Origin of the sequence: Streptomyces arenae, assembly GCF_022343545.1 — a bacterium.
GTDB lineage: Bacteria > Actinomycetota > Actinomycetes > Streptomycetales > Streptomycetaceae > Streptomyces > Streptomyces humi.
The window spans coordinates 1-14,240 of sequence record NZ_JAKQYH010000068.1 but is presented as its reverse complement, the minus strand read 5'-3'; the positions used below and the strand labels follow the sequence as shown (position 1 = coordinate 14,240).

The window sequence follows — 14,240 nt, the reverse complement described above, 5'->3', positions numbered from 1 at the left end:
GCTGATCGCGCAGTTCCCCGCGCCCCTGACGGGGCGCTGCCCCTGGCGGGGTGTTGTGTTCAGGCCTCTGTTTCGGGGCGGTGCGGTGTCGCCCAGAGGGTGTGGAAGGTCCCCTCCCGGTCCGTCCGCCGGTAGGCGTGCGCACCGAAGTAGTCCCGCTGCCCCTGGAGGAGCGCCGCCGGGAGGCGGGGCGCGCGCAGGGTGTCGTAGTGGGCCAGGGCCGCCGAGAACGCGGGGACCGGGATGCCCCGGCGGGCCGCGGACGCGACGGTCTCCCGCCACGGCACCTGCGCGTCCGCGATCTCCTTCGCGAACTCCCCCTCCGCGAGCAGGCTGACGAGGTCGGGGTCCGCCCGGTAGGCCGCGCGGATCCGGTCCAGGAAGGACGCCCGGATGATGCAGCCGCCCCGCCAGATCCGCGCCACCGCACCCAGGTCGATCTTCCAGCCGTACTCGGCGGCCGCGTCCTGGATCATCGTACAGCCCTGGTCGTAGGCGATGACCTTGGACGCGTACAGGGCGTGTTCGACGCGGGAGGCGAACCGGTCGGCCTCGGTCGCGCTGAGCGGCGGCGTGGTGCCGCCCGGCAACCCGGCGTACGCGGCGCGCAGTTCACTGCGCCCGGACGCGGCGCGGGCGAACGTCGCCTGGGCGATCGCGGTGACCGGCGAGGCGAGGTCCAGCGCGGTCTGCACGGTCCAGCGCCCGGTGCCCTTCTGCCCGGCCGCGTCGGCGACGACGTCGACGAAGGGCGCGCCGGTGGCCACGTCGACGTGGGCGAGGACGTCGGCCGTGATCTCGACGAGGTAGGAGCCGAGCCGGCCGCCGTTCCACTCCCGGAAGATGTCCGCGATCTCGGCCGGCGCGTATCCGCCGACCTGGCGCAGCAGGTCGTAGGCCTCGGCGATGAGCTGCATGTCGGCGTACTCGATGCCGTTGTGGACCATCTTCACGAAGTGCCCGGCGCCGTCGGCTCCGACGTGCGTGGCGCACGGTTCGCCGTCCACCTTCGCGCTGATGTCCTCGAACATCGGCCCGAGGACGGCGTACGACTCCGTGGAGCCGCCCGGCATGATCGACGGCCCGTTGAGCGCGCCCTCCTCGCCGCCGGAGACACCGACACCCACGAAGTGCAGCCCCTTCGCGCGCAGGGCGGCCTCGCGGCGGCGGGTGTCCGCGAAGTGGGCGTTGCCGCCGTCGATGACGATGTCACCGGGCTCCAGGAGCGGGACGAACTCGTCGATGACGGCGTCGGTGGCGGCACCCGCCTGCACCATGATCATGAGACGGCGGGGGCGTTCCAGGGCGGCCACGAACTCCGCGGCGTTCTCGGCGCCGACGAACGTGCCTTCGTCGCCGTACTCGTCGAGCAGCGCGCGGGTACGGGCCGGCGTGCGGTTGTGGACGGCGACCGGGTAGCCGTGCCGGGCGAGATTCCGGGCCAGATTGCGGCCCATCACGCCCAGGCCGGTCACGCCGATGGCTGCGGATGCGTTCACGGGGGACTCCGATCTGCGGTCGAACGCTGACGTGCCCGGAGGTACGGGCGGACGGTGGGCGTCCGTTCAGACCGGCCCGAGAGTCACCGCGCCCCGATCCGAACGGGCGAAAGTCGCGGCGCCGGGCGTGTGACGCCGGTGGGCGGCGGCCCGCTCGTCCGAGGATCCGAAGATGCGAACGGACGATCTTCGACTGCTCACCGCCGCGCTCGTCCTCCTGCTGACCGGCGCGTTCCTCGTCACACCGGCGAAGGCCGGCACCGGCACCGGGGCCTGCGCCTTCGGCAGCCCCAGCGGCCCGCCGGCCGGCGGTGACACCGCGGGCTGGACCGCGCCGACGGTCCACTACCGGCTCTCCGCCGGGTACGCGGCCCAGGGCCCGCACTGGCGGCTGCGGCACACCGGCCAGGACTTCGCGGTCGGCACCGGCACCCCGGTGTACGCGGTCGGGCCCGGCCGGGTGGTGGCCGCGGGCTGCGGCGACGGATTCGGCAACCAGGTCGTCATACGACACCCCGACGGCTACTACACCCAGTACGCCCACCTCTCCGTCATCAACGTCCGCCCCGGCCAGGAGGTGTCGGCGGGCCAGCGGATCGGCGCCGCCGGCGCCACCGGCAACGCGGACGGCCCGCACCTGCACTTCGAGGTCCGCACGACCCCGTACCTGGGCTCGGACGTGGCACCGCTGCCCTGGCTGCGCCGGCACGGCGTGCGGCTCTCCGGGGAAGCCGCGGCGGACCGGGACCTGGTCCGGATCCGGTGCGTGCCTCGTACAAAGTTCGAAGATCTCCGCGGCGACCGCGCCGTCACCCCGGAACCGACAGACTGCACCCCATGGCTCGTCTGAGGTTCGTCCTCGTCACCGCGCTGGTCGCCCTCTTCCTGCTCCCCGCCTCCCGTCCGGAGACCCCGCGCCCCGCCGCGCCCGGCCCCTTCGGGGCGTACGTCGGTTACGGCGCCGAAGGGGTGCGGCGGGTGAGTGCGCTGGGCGCGTGGCTGGGGCACGACGAGCCGCGGGTCGGGCACACCTACCTGCCCGGTGACGTGTGGCGGAACATCGAGGGCGCCCCCGGCTTCGTCCGGCTGTGGGCGCGCTGGCGGCGTGCCGAGCCGGACCGGCTGCTCGTCCTCAACGTGCCGATGCTGGAGGGCACCGAGGAGCACCTGCCGGACACCGAGGTGCGCCGCCGGCTGCGGCTCGGGGCGTCCGGGGCGTACGACGGCCACTTCCGGACGCTGGCCCGGCGGCTGGTGACGGTCGGCGCGCCGGACACCGTCGTCGTCCTCGGCTGGGAGATGAACGGGGTGACGTACAGCCACCGCTGCGGTCCGGACCCGGCGGCCTGGAAGGCGTACTGGGTGCGGATCATCACGGCGATGCGGTCGGTGCCGGGCGCCCGGTTCCGCTTCGACTTCGCGCCCAACCGCGGGCTGGACGCGGTCCCGTGGACCCGGTGCTACCCCGGCGACCGGTACGTCGACGTCATCGGGATGGACGCCTACGACTCGCCGCGCGGCCTGTCCTTCCAGGAGCAGGCCGACGAGCCGTACGGGCTGCGCGACCAGGTCGACTTCGCCCGCGCCCACGGCAAACCCGTCTCGTACCCGGAGTGGGGGCTGTACGAGAACGGGGACGACCCGGCCTATCTGCGGGGCATGCTGGACTGGTTCGCGCGTGCCCGGCCGGTGTACCAGTCCCTCACCGACTACTGCCCGCACGGTGTCTGGGGCTGCCGCAGCAACCCCAGGTCCACGGCCGTGTACCGCGCGCTGATGAAGGGCTAGGCGAGGGCCAGGCGCTGTCTCCCGGGCCGGCGCCGGCGTGTTTCTCCACCCCGGTTTCCACCCTTGGGTCCAGGCGTCGCGGGCCTCTGTGACAGCACGCTTGGGGGCATGACAACGACCGAGTGGATCACCGACATCGCTCTCATCCTCGTCGTCTTCCGGCAGTTGCGGGAAGGCCGGCTGGACCTCAGGACCTTCCTGATCCCGCTGGGGATCGTGGCCTACGTGGCCCACACGTACCTGGACGCCGTTCCCACCGGGGGCAACGACCTGGTGCTCGTCGGAGCCCTCATGGGCGCAGGCGCCGTACTCGGCATCGCCGGCGGCGTCTACACCCGGGTCAGGGCCGCGGGCGAGCACATCCTGATCAAGGCGGGCGCGGTCTCCGCGGTCCTGTGGGTGCTCGGCATGGGTGCCCGGATGGGCTTCCAGCTGTGGACCGAGCACGGCGGGGCCGACGACGTCGCCCGGTTCAGCCTCGCCCACCACATCACCAGCGACCAGGCATGGGTGGCGGCCTTCGTCCTGATGGCGCTCACCGAGGTCGTCACGCGGCTGGCCACGATCTTCGTCCGCGGCCGGATGCTGACCGCCGGGCAGCCCGCCCCTGCCGCGCACCGTGTCGCGGTCCGGCCGTGAGTTATCGTCGGGCCGTGCCCACCGCCGAGACCGCCTCCTCCCCCGGAGAGGTCCCGCCCCCGTCGGCCGCGCTCCGGCCGATCCCGGGCCGGGACCCCCGGGTGCAGTGGGCGCTGACCCTGACGGTCATCGTCAGCGGGGCCCTGACGATCCGGCCGATGGGCGTCAGCGGGCAGGGGCTGCTGGTCGCGGTCCTGTACGTCCTGAACTGTGCCGCGCTGCTGGCCCGGGGCCTGCCCCCGGGCAGGATCCCGCCGCGTGCCGCCGTCGTCTGGCTGTCGCTGGGCATCCTCGCGGCGGCCGCGCTGATCGGCGCCGGCCGCGGCGGAACGGGTTACCTCTTCGCCTTCTTCCTCTCCGGTCACATCGGGTACCGGCTGCCGGCCAGACAGGCCCTCGTCCTGGCGCTGGCCTGCGGCCTGCTCTGCGGAGGCGTCCTGTACTTCCATGTCGGACCCGGTCACCACCTGCTGCCCTGGGCCGTCGGTCTCACCACCGGCGCACCGGTCCTGATCGGGATACTCAACCGCGTCCAGCACCAGGCCGTGGCCGCCGCGCTGTCGGCCGCCGAGAGCGCGGAGCGTGCCGCCCGGGCCGAGGCGCAGGCCGCCGTGCTCACCGAACGCGCCCGGATCGCCCGGGACGTGCACGACGTCCTGGCACACTCGCTGGCCGGGATCAACATGCAGCTGGAACTGGCCGACGCGCTGCTCGACACCGGCGACCTGGAGAAGGTCAGGGCGGTCAACGACAAGGCCCACAGTCTCGTCAAGGAGAGCCTGAAGCAGGCCCAGTGGACCGTCCACGCACTCCGCGAGGACGCGCTGCCGCTGGTGGAGACCCTCACCGCGATGCTCGAGTCGTCCGGCCACCGCGACGCCCTGACCGTCCACGGCACCCCCGTGGAGATACCGGCCCGGGTGACCCAGAATCTGCTGCGGATCGCCCAGGAGTCCCTGACCAACGCCGCGCGGCACGCCCCGGGCGGTGAGGTGCGGGTGGAACTGGCCCTCACGGCTTCCTCGACGGCGCTGACGATCCGCAACCGGCCCGCCACCCGTACGGTGACACCGGGGGCCGGCAGCGGCATGGGGCTGATCGGAATGCGCGAACGCGTCGCCCTGCTGGGCGGCACCCTCACCGCGGGACCGGTCACCGAGGGACCGGACCAGGGCGGCTGGCGAGTGGAGGCAGTGATCCCGCGATGAGTGAACCCACCGAGAGCTCCCGGCCGTTGCGCGTGGTCGTCGCCGACGACCAGGCCGCCGTCCGCGAACCCCTCGCCGCGGTGCTGGACCTGGCCGAGGACATCGACGTCGTCGCGGCGGCCGCGGACGGCGACGGCGTACTGGACGCGGTCGCCGCCGGTCCGGTGGACGTCGTGCTGATGGACCTGCGCATGCCCGTGCTGGACGGCATCGAGACCACCCGCAGGCTGAGCGACGAACACCCCGAGGTGGCCGTCGTCGTGCTCACCACGTTCGCCGACGACGACTCGATCCTGGCGGCCCTCGGCGCGGGCGCCCGCGGCTATCTGACGAAGAACGCCGGACGCCAGGACATCGTCCGCGCGATCCGCGCCGCCGCCGCGGGCCAGTCCGTCCTGGACCGCGAGGTCCAGGACCGGCTGCTGGCCACCGTCCGCGCCAGGCCGGCGGCGTCCGGACCGCGGCTGCCGGCGGATCTCACGCCCCGTGAACGCGAAGTGCTCACCCTGATCGGCCAGGGCCTGCCCAACCGGTCGATCGCCGAGAAGCTCTTCGTGAGCGAGGCGACCGTCAAGACGCACATCAACAACCTGTTCGCCAAGGCCGGCATCCGGGACCGGGCCGACGCCGTGCGCCGCGCCATCGCGGCCGGCCTGGCCTGACCTCCCGGCCCAGCGGACGCCGTCCCCGGACCGTCAGGACGAGCCCGCGTTCGACGGTCCGAAGAACTCGATCTCGGCGATGGCCACCTGGGTCTTGGCGGACGCCTGGTACGACGAGTCGATCGTGAAGCGGACCGAGACGACGTTCGCTGCGCGGAAGCCGCGGGTCTGGCCGCCGGCCGTCTGGTCGAGGATCAGCTCCCGTTCCTCGGTCCTGCCGTCGGACGTCTTGATCGTCGCCTTCAGGCGGTGCGGCAGCGCCGACTTCCTGAGCTGGTCGAAGTGGGTCGACTCGCCGGAGGTGAAGACGACGTTCAGCAGGCGGGTGGGCTCGTCGAAGCGGGCCTCGATCCACTCGCCGCGGCCGGCCCCGGTCACGCCCGGTCCCCACCAGGTGTTGTTCAGCTTGTCGAAGGCCAGGTCGGGCTTGTGACCCGCGTACGAGCGGGAGGCGAGGTAGCGGTCCGGGGGGACCTGGGTGCGCTTGGCGAAGTGGTCGCGGGTGGCGCTGATCGCCTTCGGCGTGTTGACCGCCAGGACCGTGACGACGGTGAGGAGGAGGGCCACGCCGATCCAGGTGAGGACGCGGTCGAAGGTGCGGCGCAGGCGGGGGCGGTCGCCGGCCCAGGGCGTCTCGCGGTTGCGGAAGTCGAAGATGCGGCGCCACCAGGGGCGGGGGGCCGACGGGGCGGTGTCGGGGTGGCCGGCCATGGGCATGGCGCAGCGGGTGCAGAAGTGGCGGTCGGGGCGGTTGGGGGTGGCGCACCAGGGGCAGGGGGTGCCGCCGTGGGCGCCGAGGTCCTCGCCGGGGGCGCGGACGGAGGCGGGGCGCTGGGGGGTGGGGCGGCCGGGGAGGACGGGGGTGACGGTGGGGGGTGCGGGGGCCGCCGGTTCGGTGTCCCGCACGGGGATGAGGAGACGGCGGGCGCGTTCGTGGGCGTCGTCGCCGTCGCCTGCGGCGGGCGGTTCGGGCGGTTGGTGGGAGGGCTGTGCGGTCTGTGCTGTCTGTGCTGGCTCGTCGGCGGCACGGGGTGTGGGGACGGTGGGGGCGTCGGGGACCGTGGAGTCCGTGCGGGTGAGCTGTGGCTGGTCGCGCAGTTCCCCGCGCCCCTGACGGGGCGCTGTAGTGGCCGCTCCCGAGACCTCGCCGTCCGTCTGACGGGGCGCCGGCGCGGCCACATCCGAAGACCCGCCGTAGGACTGACGGGGCGCTGACGCGGCCGCTCCCGAGGCGTCGCCGTAGGACTGACCGGGCGCTGACGTGGCCGCTCCCGAGACCTCGCCGTCCGGCTGACGGGGCGCTGACGTGGCCGCATCGGAGCCGCCGTGATGGGGTGTTGGTGTGGCTTCTGCTGGGGTGGTGTCGTGGGGGGCTGTCGTGATTGTTGTGCGGAGTTCTCGTTGGGGGAGGCCTGAGGCGCCGTCGCGGCGGGTGAAGGCGTCCCAGCCGGGGGAGGGGGCGTTCGGGGCCGTGGCCGGTTCGGGGGCCGGGGTGTCCCGGTTGGCGGACCAGCTCAGGACCCCTCCGCAGGCGTCGCAGAAGGACTGGCCCGGTTCGGCGACCGTGCCGCACTCCGTGCAGTTCTGGGTGGTCGTCATCGCTGCGGGGTCCTTTCGGCGGACGGGGAAGACGCGGTCACCTGGACCGTGTAGGGCATGTGGGCGGGGCGGGCGGCGGCCACGAGGTGCTCCAGGCGGACCTCGTCGGCGGGGGTGGGCGCGGGCAGCGTGAGGTGGACGTGGAGGCGGGGGCGCGGGGTGCCGGGGAACGCGCCGAGCGGGCGGGCGCTCCAGGCCGCACCGCCGCTCTCGGTGATCTCCGGTGCCACGCCGAACGCCAGCCGGACCGCCTCGGACAGACCACGCCGGGTGCCCCGGATGCGGTGCAGGTAGGCGGCCGCGGCCACCGCCGCGCGCAGCAGCGGGCCCGGTTCCGTGCCGTCCGTCTCCGCGCCGACCCAGGTGCCGAGCCACTCCGCGAAGTCCAGCGGGGCCAGCGCCGGGTCGAAGTAACTGGGCAGGCAGTCGAGGACGTTGGGGATCGGTGCGATCACGTCGTCCAGACCGGCGACGAACCGCAGGGCCAGGTCGTCGTCGGCGAAGACCGCGGGGAGCATCGGGCCGATGGGGGTGGAGGAGCCCAGGCCGTCGATGGAGCCTCTCAACGGGGGTCTCCCATCACGTGGTTGACGGTCATTCGCCGATCACCCGGACCCGGTGGTCGTAGGAGAAGACCAGGGACGGGGCGTCCAGGTCGATACGGTCGGTCGGGTCGCCGCGCTTGCCGGTGAGCGGGTCGGCGGGGTGCAGGACGACCTCGTCGACGAGTTCGACACCGGGGACGCGTTGCAGCACCGCGAAGACCTCGCCGGACTGCACCGGGCGCCCGAACGGCCAGCCCTTGCCGTCGGCGCCGCCGGTCAGCGGGTCGAGGTGGCGGTAGAGGGCGTCGTGGGCCTGGCGGCGGACCCGCTCGACGTCCACCCCGCGGAAGGCGTGCACGGTGGCGACCACGGTGACGCCCTGGTAGAAGGGCGGGCCGACGGCCAGCCGGGTGCCGATCAGCCGGCGTTCGTCCAGGTGACGGGTGATGCGGTCCAACAGGGCGTCACCGGGCACGAGTTGTTCGAAGCGGAGCCGGCCGCCGGGGTCCGCGACGGCCTGCGGCACCACCAGCACCCGTACCGCGTACGCCCCGTGCTGGCCCTCCTCGCCCTCCAGGCAGGTGATCCGGGCCGTCTCCGGGGCGGCGCGGCGGGCCAGTTCCTCGTAGTCCCGCAGGGTCACCGCCCGTTCCTGGGCGCGCAGCGTGATCGGGGCGCGCACCTTGGCCTCGGCGACCGTCTCGCCGTCCACTCCCCCACGCGCCGCCTCCCGGTTGACGACCTCGGAGACGTACGGGATGGAGGAGCGCAGGATCTGTACGGCCCCGCGGGCCACGTTGCCGTCCCGGCCGCCGCCCGTGCGGTAGCGGCGGGCCCTGATGACCGCGCCCTTCGCGGCCACCGCGCCGTACTGGCGCAGCGAGCCGTCCGGTTCGCGCACCGCCGGGCCGAAGGCGATCTCGCCGGTGGTCGCGTCGAGCGTGATGTGCCGGTCGTACGGTCCGGAGGCCGCGAAGTGCGGGACCACCTGCCAGTCCAGCCAGCCGTCCTCGCCGTCGTGCTCGGCGGTCTGGAGGAGCAGCGGCGGGGTGTCGCCGACGACGGGGGCGTGCGCCAGACGCAGCCGCTGGCCGGGCAGCCCGGTGGACTCGCCGAGCGCCTCGTCCTCGACGGTCTCCGCGTGCACCGCGCCGGTGGTACCGCCGACCGTGCAGGCCTCGGCGAACCGGACCGTCGGGGAGGTGGTGTAGAAGGGCTGGCCGGGGTGGGGTTCGGTGACCCGGCAGCGCAGCCAGCCCGCCTCCCGGCCGCCGTTGCGGGACAGCACGTGGCCGCCGGGGACGTGCAGCACGACCTCGCCGGGCCGGTTGAGGCCGCCGGTGCCGTCCTGGTCGACCTCGCACTCCCGCCAGCCGTCCTCCGTCCACGCCTCCCACACCAGCGGCGGCTGCCGCGGGTCCACGCCGACACCGTCGACCCGGCTGTCCAGGTCGAACGCGACCGCGCAGTGCGGGACCGCCGCGGACAGGCCGAGCAGCATGCAGTCACCGGGGTTCGGGGCCTCGGTGAAGCACAACAGGTCCTTGCCCTCGCTGAGTTCGTGGGTGAGGTCGACGACGGCCGAGCCGCGCTGCTGCCTCATCAGGTGGCGCAACTCGCTCGGCACGACGCTCAGATGGCGCTCGGTCGCGAAGACCACCGCCTCCTGGGTCTCGGTACGGCGGGTCGCCACCTCCGTGCCGACCGGCACCGCGACCGCTTCCTCCTGGGCCGCCGACAGCCAGAACGTCACGTCCGTGCGGGCCGCGGACGGCGGGAACAGCGTGATGCCGACCAGGTCCAGGAAGGCCAGGTGGTTCTTCTCCGGGACCCGGTTCAGCCGGTACACGATCTGGTCGGCCATGTGCGCGACCGTCTCCACCAGCGTGATGCCGGGGTCGGAGACGTTGTGGTCGGTCCACTCCGGGGCGCGCTGCTGGATGTAACGCTTGGCGTCGTCGACGAACTGCTGGAAACGCCGGTCGTCGAGGTTCGGGGAGGGCAGGGCCATCGGGATCAGCGGTCGCTTTCGGAGGAGTCCGGGGAGGCGGGCGGCAGGTCCGGCTCGTCGTGGGAGGGGATGACGTAGAAGGGGAACACCAGGCTGCGCGGGTTGTTGGTGCCGCGGATCGAGTAACGGACGTCGATCATCAGCACGCTCGGGTCGGCGCCGGTGGTGACCTCGACGTCCTCGACCTCGATCCGCGGCTCCCAGCGGTCCAGGCTGGCGTACACCTCGTGCTGGATCCGGCCTGCGGTCTGCTCGTTGACCGGCGCGAAGACCAGGTCGTGGATGGCGCAGCCGAACTCCGGGCGCATCGGGCGTTCGCCGGGGGCCGTGGACAGCACGAGACGAATGGCCTCCTCGACCTCCTTCTCGCCGCTGACCAGGGCGATACCGCCGGTGGGGCCGATCCGGAGCGGGAAGGACCACCCCGAGCCCACGAACTGCTCCGCCATCAGCTCCGCACCCGCCCCTCGGGGAAGACCTCGCACCCGCTCATGCCGGGATCACCATCACGGTCAGGCCGCCCATCATCAGGTTGCCAAGGACCGGCACCTGGGGGGCCTGGATCGCCACGGTGGCCAGGGAGCTGATCGCGACGGCGGCGTTGCCGCGCAGCGACAGGGCCGCGTTCGCCATCAGGTTCACGGCGGCGGCGTTCACGGTGACCGCGCCCGCGGGGGACTTGATGTCGACGAGTTCCGCGCTCTGCAACGACAGCGGTCCGCCGCTCCTGATGCTGAGCGCGCCGCCCGCCTTCAGGGACAGGCCGGCGCCGGCCTCGACCGACACCGACCTGCTGCCCTTGATGGAGACACTGCCCTTGCTGTCCACGGTGATCTCGGTCTTCTGCCGGTCCAGGTGGACGGTCAGCTTGTCGTCGCCGCTGGCCAGCCGGACACCCTGTTTGCGGCCCCGCTGGTCGAGCAGGTCCATCCGGTTGCCGACGCGGTCGGAGATCGTGTGCCGGGTGGCACGGCCGCGCAGACCGTCGTGCAGCGGGACGTCCCTGACCTTGGTCGGCTTGTCCTTGCCGTTGTAGAGGCCGCCGATGACGTACGCGTGGTCGAGGGCCCCTCGGTCGAAGGCGACCAGCACCTCGTCGCCGACGTCCATCGGGAACACCCCGCCGCCGCGGACCCCGCCCATCTGCACGGTCCGCGTCCAGTCGCTGACGTAGGTGTCGTCCAGCCAGGGGAACTTGATCTTCACCCGGCCCTGCTGGAGCGGGTCCTGCACGTCGGTGACGAGCGCCGGGGCCACGCTGAGCTGCCGGTCGGAACCGGCGTCCGTGGCCCCGCCGCCCGAGGCCACCCCGTACAGGGACCGCCACTGCCGGCCGCTGACCGTCACCCAGGTCTCGTAGTGCTTGGCGTCGCCGAAGACGTGCCGTACGGAGGTGACCGTGTACTTGCCGGCGAAGGGCGTGCCGACGTCCTTGAGCGTCACCGGCACCCCGGGCCGCAGCTGCGGATTGCCCCGGACGATCACCTCGACCTCGGCGAACCCGCTCGTCACGTCGTCGGAGAGGGCGTCCGCCGCGAACTTCACCTCGGACTGCTTGTCGTAGGGCGTACGGGTCTCGACCAGCTTGGCGGTGGGGAACTTGGCGTAGGCGTCGCCCGGGGTGGCGCCGATGCTGTACGCCTTGTTGCCGTTGGCCTTCGAGGTCGCGGTGAGCGTCTTCTTCGTCGTCACGTCCCAGCCGCGGGACTCGACGGTGGCGACCTGGTCGGCGGCGGTCACCGCGGACCGCAGCCGCAGGATGTCGTGCCCGGCCTCCAGGACGAACGGGCTCTTGTCGCCGTCCGTGCTGGTCGAGGGCGCCCCGGAGGCGTCCTTCGGCTTCACGAACTGGAACTTGCCCTTCGCGTCGACGGACATCACCATCTCGTTCTCGTCGGCGAGCCGCGCGAGGAACTCCCAGTCGGTGACGTTGCTCTGGCTGATGAACTCGTAGACGGTCTTCGTCGCGTCGATCCGGCCGATCGGCACCCCGTCCTGCCCGGCCAGCTTGCGGGCGATGTCGGAGGCCGTCTGGTTGCGGTAGGCGACCACCCGGCGCTGGCGCATCAGCCGGAAGCCGTTGTCGTAACCGCGGATCACGGCGTAGCTGCCGGTGCCGTCGTACTCGGCCTCCATCGCGGTGACCTCGCCGGTCAGCAGCGGTCCCGCGGTGTCCTGGCCGTCGGACATCGGGGTGAGCACCACCTCGCTGCCGAACTTGACGCCCAGGTCGCCGAAGAGCTTGCGGTCCTTGTCCCGGAAGGTCAGCTGGAAGGCGGCGGGCACCCCGACGCCCTGGTCGACGGTGGCGTCGACCAGCGCCGACCCCCACACCGGGTCGGACTTCAGGTCCTTCCCGTCGACCGTGACCTTGATGATGTTCGAATAGGCGTACTTCACCATCAGCGCCGCACCTCCTCGGCGGCAGGCAGCACGAGTTCCGTGCCGGTGGGCAGCCGGTTCGGGTCGTCGATCCCGTTGGCGTCGGCGATCGACCGCCAGGCCGACGCGTCGCCGTACTCCCGCCAGGCCAGCGCCTGGAGCGAGTCGCCGGCGACCACCCGGTGCACGCGCTGCGCGGTGAGCGCGCCGGAGGTCGGGTTCTGCCCGGGGGTCTTGGTCGGGATCTCCTGGAGCTGGAGCCGGCAGGTGGCCCGGATGGGCATCCCGCTCGTCCCGAACAGGGTGTACGAGGCGTCGACCGAGGCGACGTAGGCCGTGAAGCGGGCCGTCGAGAACGAACCCCACTCGAAGACCACCCACGGCGGCGAGGGCCGCTTGTTCGCGATGCTCTGACCGGTGACCTCGCAGCAGGTCAGCAGCGACTCGACCTTCTTGAGCACCGTGTTGTCGCCCGGGTCGTCGGAGGAGTCGAGGAAGATCTCCACGCTCATCTGCCGCGGGTGCGCGCCGAGGAACTCCGGGATGGGGCCGTCGCGTTCGATCGGCGCGTAGGAGGACTTCCAGTCGGCCCGGCGGCCGATGCTGAGCTGCGCCGGGTTGAAGTCGAAGTGGAAGGACTTGATGAGAGCGCCCGGGGTGCGGCTGCCGCTCGGCGGGGGCTGGTGGATCTCCAGGGTGGCGCGCACGAGGCTCTTGCCGGCGCCCCGGCTGCTGCTGGCCATGTCTTTCTCTGCCCTCTCTGTCTCTCTCGTCTCGTCCGTCTTGTCCGACTCGCTGTCTCGTCTGGCTCGCCGGTTTCGCCGGTTCCGCTCAGTCCGTGAAGCCGTGGTGGGTGATCTCCAGGACCTCGGTGGCCACGGCGGGGCTGGCCGGGTCGAGGGAGGGGCCCTGCCAGCTCACGGGCAGGACGTCGAGAAGACCCCAGCGGGCGACCTCCGAGCCGTCCGCCCGCAGCGCGGTGATCTGGGCGGTGGGCCGCTTGATGCCGGTCTGCACGGAGGAGATCCACTTGGCGACCTTGGAGGTGTCCGGGGTGAGCGGACGGGTCAGCCGGATGTTGGAGAACGTGACGCGGGTGGGCAGTTGCCACACGAAGCCGTTGTTGCCGCCCTCCTGCCGGCGCTCGATCTCCACCTGGGACGACAGCCCCTCGCACCCGTTGAAGTAGCCGAGGCTCTCACCGTCGATGGAGAGGCTGAACCAGATCGTGGTTCCCGGGTCCTGGCGAGCCATCGGGGGCCTTTCTGTGGAGGGGTTTGCGGGCGGTGGGCGGGGGCGGGCACCGGCTCAGGGACGGAAGTCGCGGAGCTTGCCGACGCGTTCGCGGTCCCGGCGGAGTTCCGTGCGGACCTGCCGGGTGATCCGGTCGATGATGCGGTGGACCAGTGCGTCGACCTGGTACTCGGTGAGGGCGCGGGGGTCGAAGCCGCCCTCCTCGATCGCGGTGTACGCCGGCGGGTCGTCGTCCTCACGGGCGGCCGACGCGGAGACGGAGTACGACGGCGGCGGATCGTCCGGCGGCGGGGACGAGGGCGGCGGCGGGGGTGGCGGCGGCGTCTCGGACTTGGTGAGCGGTGCCTGAGGGCGGGTGGGGGCAGAACCGGTGACCGGGGCCCTCTTCACGGGGTGCGCGGAGTGCGCGGGGAGGACGGGCGGCCGGGAGGCGGTGAGAGCGTCGCGCTGGACGACGGGGAGGTTGAGGGGGGCCACAGGGAGGGGGGTTCGGAGATGCGGGTGCACGGCCGTCAGGTCCTGTCGTCGCGTCCCGCCGCCCTGCTCCTGCTGCTGCTGTTCGACCTCCTGCTGCTCGACTCCGGCAGCCTCTTCACCACCGTCGCGCTCGCCGCGACCGCCGCCGTCGGCTCGGCCCTCGCCGTCAGCTGCCT

At 72.8% G+C, this 14,240-nt stretch carries 14 protein-coding genes; 5 read left to right on the top strand and 9 right to left on the bottom strand.

Features of this window, described 5'->3' with window-relative positions; translation table 11 throughout:
• Nucleotides 1–59 precede the first annotated feature (59 nt).
• Nucleotides 60–1,499, bottom strand: a complete 1,440-nt coding sequence (gene gndA / locus MB828_RS31045; protein WP_301651071.1) for an NADP-dependent phosphogluconate dehydrogenase — start codon at nt 1,497–1,499, stop codon at nt 60–62.
• Nucleotides 1,500–1,671: 172 nt separating this feature from the next.
• Between gndA and MB828_RS46740 the strand changes: the two genes are divergently transcribed.
• The 5 genes from MB828_RS46740 to MB828_RS31020 all read left to right on the top strand — a co-directional run bounded on the left by MB828_RS46740 (nt 1,672) and on the right by MB828_RS31020 (nt 5,796).
• Nucleotides 1,672–2,349, top strand: coding sequence for a M23 family metallopeptidase (locus tag MB828_RS46740; RefSeq protein ID WP_343236217.1), 678 nt, complete (start codon nt 1,672–1,674; stop codon nt 2,347–2,349).
• On the top strand, nt 2,337–3,287 hold the full coding sequence (locus MB828_RS31035) for a glycoside hydrolase family 26 protein (protein WP_301651070.1): 951 nt from the start codon (nt 2,337–2,339) through the stop codon (nt 3,285–3,287). The genes MB828_RS46740 and MB828_RS31035 overlap by 13 nt, the downstream gene beginning before the upstream one ends.
• 108 nt (nt 3,288–3,395) lie before the next feature.
• Nucleotides 3,396–3,926: a hypothetical protein gene (locus MB828_RS31030; RefSeq protein WP_301651069.1), complete on the top strand. Its 531-nt coding sequence runs from the start codon at nt 3,396–3,398 to the stop codon at nt 3,924–3,926.
• A 101-nt stretch (nt 3,927–4,027) separates the two neighbouring features.
• Nucleotides 4,028–5,134, top strand: a complete 1,107-nt coding sequence (locus MB828_RS31025) for a sensor histidine kinase (protein ID WP_301651160.1) — start codon at nt 4,028–4,030, stop codon at nt 5,132–5,134.
• Nucleotides 5,131–5,796 carry a response regulator gene (locus tag MB828_RS31020; protein ID WP_301651068.1) on the top strand — a complete coding sequence of 222 codons (666 nt, stop codon included), beginning with the start codon at nt 5,131–5,133 and terminating at the stop codon, nt 5,794–5,796. The genes MB828_RS31025 and MB828_RS31020 overlap by 4 nt, the downstream gene beginning before the upstream one ends.
• A 33-nt stretch (nt 5,797–5,829) precedes the next feature.
• On the opposite strand, the gene MB828_RS31015 is transcribed toward MB828_RS31020, so the two are convergent.
• The 8 genes from MB828_RS31015 to MB828_RS30980 form a co-directional block, all read right to left on the bottom strand.
• Nucleotides 5,830–7,395 (bottom strand): zinc ribbon domain-containing protein, encoded by a 1,566-nt coding sequence (locus MB828_RS31015; RefSeq protein ID WP_301651067.1) that lies wholly within the window; start codon nt 7,393–7,395, stop codon nt 5,830–5,832.
• The gene (locus tag MB828_RS31010; RefSeq protein ID WP_301651066.1) at nt 7,392–7,961 is read right to left on the bottom strand and encodes a phage tail protein; all 570 of its coding nucleotides are present in this window, start codon (nt 7,959–7,961) and stop codon (nt 7,392–7,394) included. The genes MB828_RS31015 and MB828_RS31010 overlap by 4 nt, the downstream gene beginning before the upstream one ends.
• 28 nt (nt 7,962–7,989) lie before the next feature.
• Nucleotides 7,990–9,951: a putative baseplate assembly protein gene (locus MB828_RS31005; RefSeq protein ID WP_301651065.1), complete on the bottom strand. Its 1,962-nt coding sequence runs from the start codon at nt 9,949–9,951 to the stop codon at nt 7,990–7,992.
• 5 nt (nt 9,952–9,956) lie between these two features.
• Nucleotides 9,957–10,400, bottom strand: coding sequence for a GPW/gp25 family protein (locus tag MB828_RS31000; RefSeq protein WP_133023585.1), 444 nt, complete (start codon nt 10,398–10,400; stop codon nt 9,957–9,959).
• Between the two features lie 40 nt (nt 10,401–10,440).
• Nucleotides 10,441–12,354 carry a VgrG-related protein gene (locus MB828_RS30995; protein ID WP_301651064.1) on the bottom strand — a complete coding sequence of 638 codons (1,914 nt, stop codon included), beginning with the start codon at nt 12,352–12,354 and terminating at the stop codon, nt 10,441–10,443.
• Nucleotides 12,354–13,076: a LysM peptidoglycan-binding domain-containing protein gene (locus tag MB828_RS30990; protein WP_046734830.1), complete on the bottom strand. Its 723-nt coding sequence runs from the start codon at nt 13,074–13,076 to the stop codon at nt 12,354–12,356. The genes MB828_RS30995 and MB828_RS30990 overlap by 1 nt, the downstream gene beginning before the upstream one ends.
• An 88-nt stretch (nt 13,077–13,164) precedes the next feature.
• Nucleotides 13,165–13,587 carry a phage tail protein gene (locus MB828_RS30985; protein WP_046734831.1) on the bottom strand — a complete coding sequence of 141 codons (423 nt, stop codon included), beginning with the start codon at nt 13,585–13,587 and terminating at the stop codon, nt 13,165–13,167.
• Nucleotides 13,588–13,641: 54 nt separating this feature from the next.
• On the bottom strand, nt 13,642–14,064 hold the full coding sequence (locus MB828_RS30980; RefSeq protein ID WP_301651063.1) for a hypothetical protein: 423 nt from the start codon (nt 14,062–14,064) through the stop codon (nt 13,642–13,644).
• Nucleotides 14,065–14,240: the final 176 nt, after the last annotated feature.

What these genes read in the sequence shown, in the direction of transcription:
- MB828_RS31005 (WP_301651065.1), bottom strand. Translation starts at nt 9,951, where the DNA reads ATGGCCCTGCCCTCCCCGAACCTCGACGACCGGCGTTTCCAGCAGTTC.
- MB828_RS31035 (WP_301651070.1), top strand. Translation starts at nt 2,337, where the DNA reads ATGGCTCGTCTGAGGTTCGTCCTCGTCACCGCGCTGGTCGCCCTCTTC.
- MB828_RS30990 (WP_046734830.1), bottom strand. Translation starts at nt 13,076, where the DNA reads ATGGCCAGCAGCAGCCGGGGCGCCGGCAAGAGCCTCGTGCGCGCCACC.
- MB828_RS31020 (WP_301651068.1), top strand. Translation starts at nt 5,131, where the DNA reads ATGAGTGAACCCACCGAGAGCTCCCGGCCGTTGCGCGTGGTCGTCGCC.
- MB828_RS31015 (WP_301651067.1), bottom strand. Translation starts at nt 7,395, where the DNA reads ATGACGACCACCCAGAACTGCACGGAGTGCGGCACGGTCGCCGAACCG.
- MB828_RS31030 (WP_301651069.1), top strand. Translation starts at nt 3,396, where the DNA reads ATGACAACGACCGAGTGGATCACCGACATCGCTCTCATCCTCGTCGTC.
- MB828_RS31000 (WP_133023585.1), bottom strand. Translation starts at nt 10,400, where the DNA reads ATGGCGGAGCAGTTCGTGGGCTCGGGGTGGTCCTTCCCGCTCCGGATC.
- MB828_RS46740 (WP_343236217.1), top strand. Translation starts at nt 1,672, where the DNA reads ATGCGAACGGACGATCTTCGACTGCTCACCGCCGCGCTCGTCCTCCTG.
- MB828_RS30995 (WP_301651064.1), bottom strand. Translation starts at nt 12,354, where the DNA reads ATGGTGAAGTACGCCTATTCGAACATCATCAAGGTCACGGTCGACGGG.
- MB828_RS30985 (WP_046734831.1), bottom strand. Translation starts at nt 13,587, where the DNA reads ATGGCTCGCCAGGACCCGGGAACCACGATCTGGTTCAGCCTCTCCATC.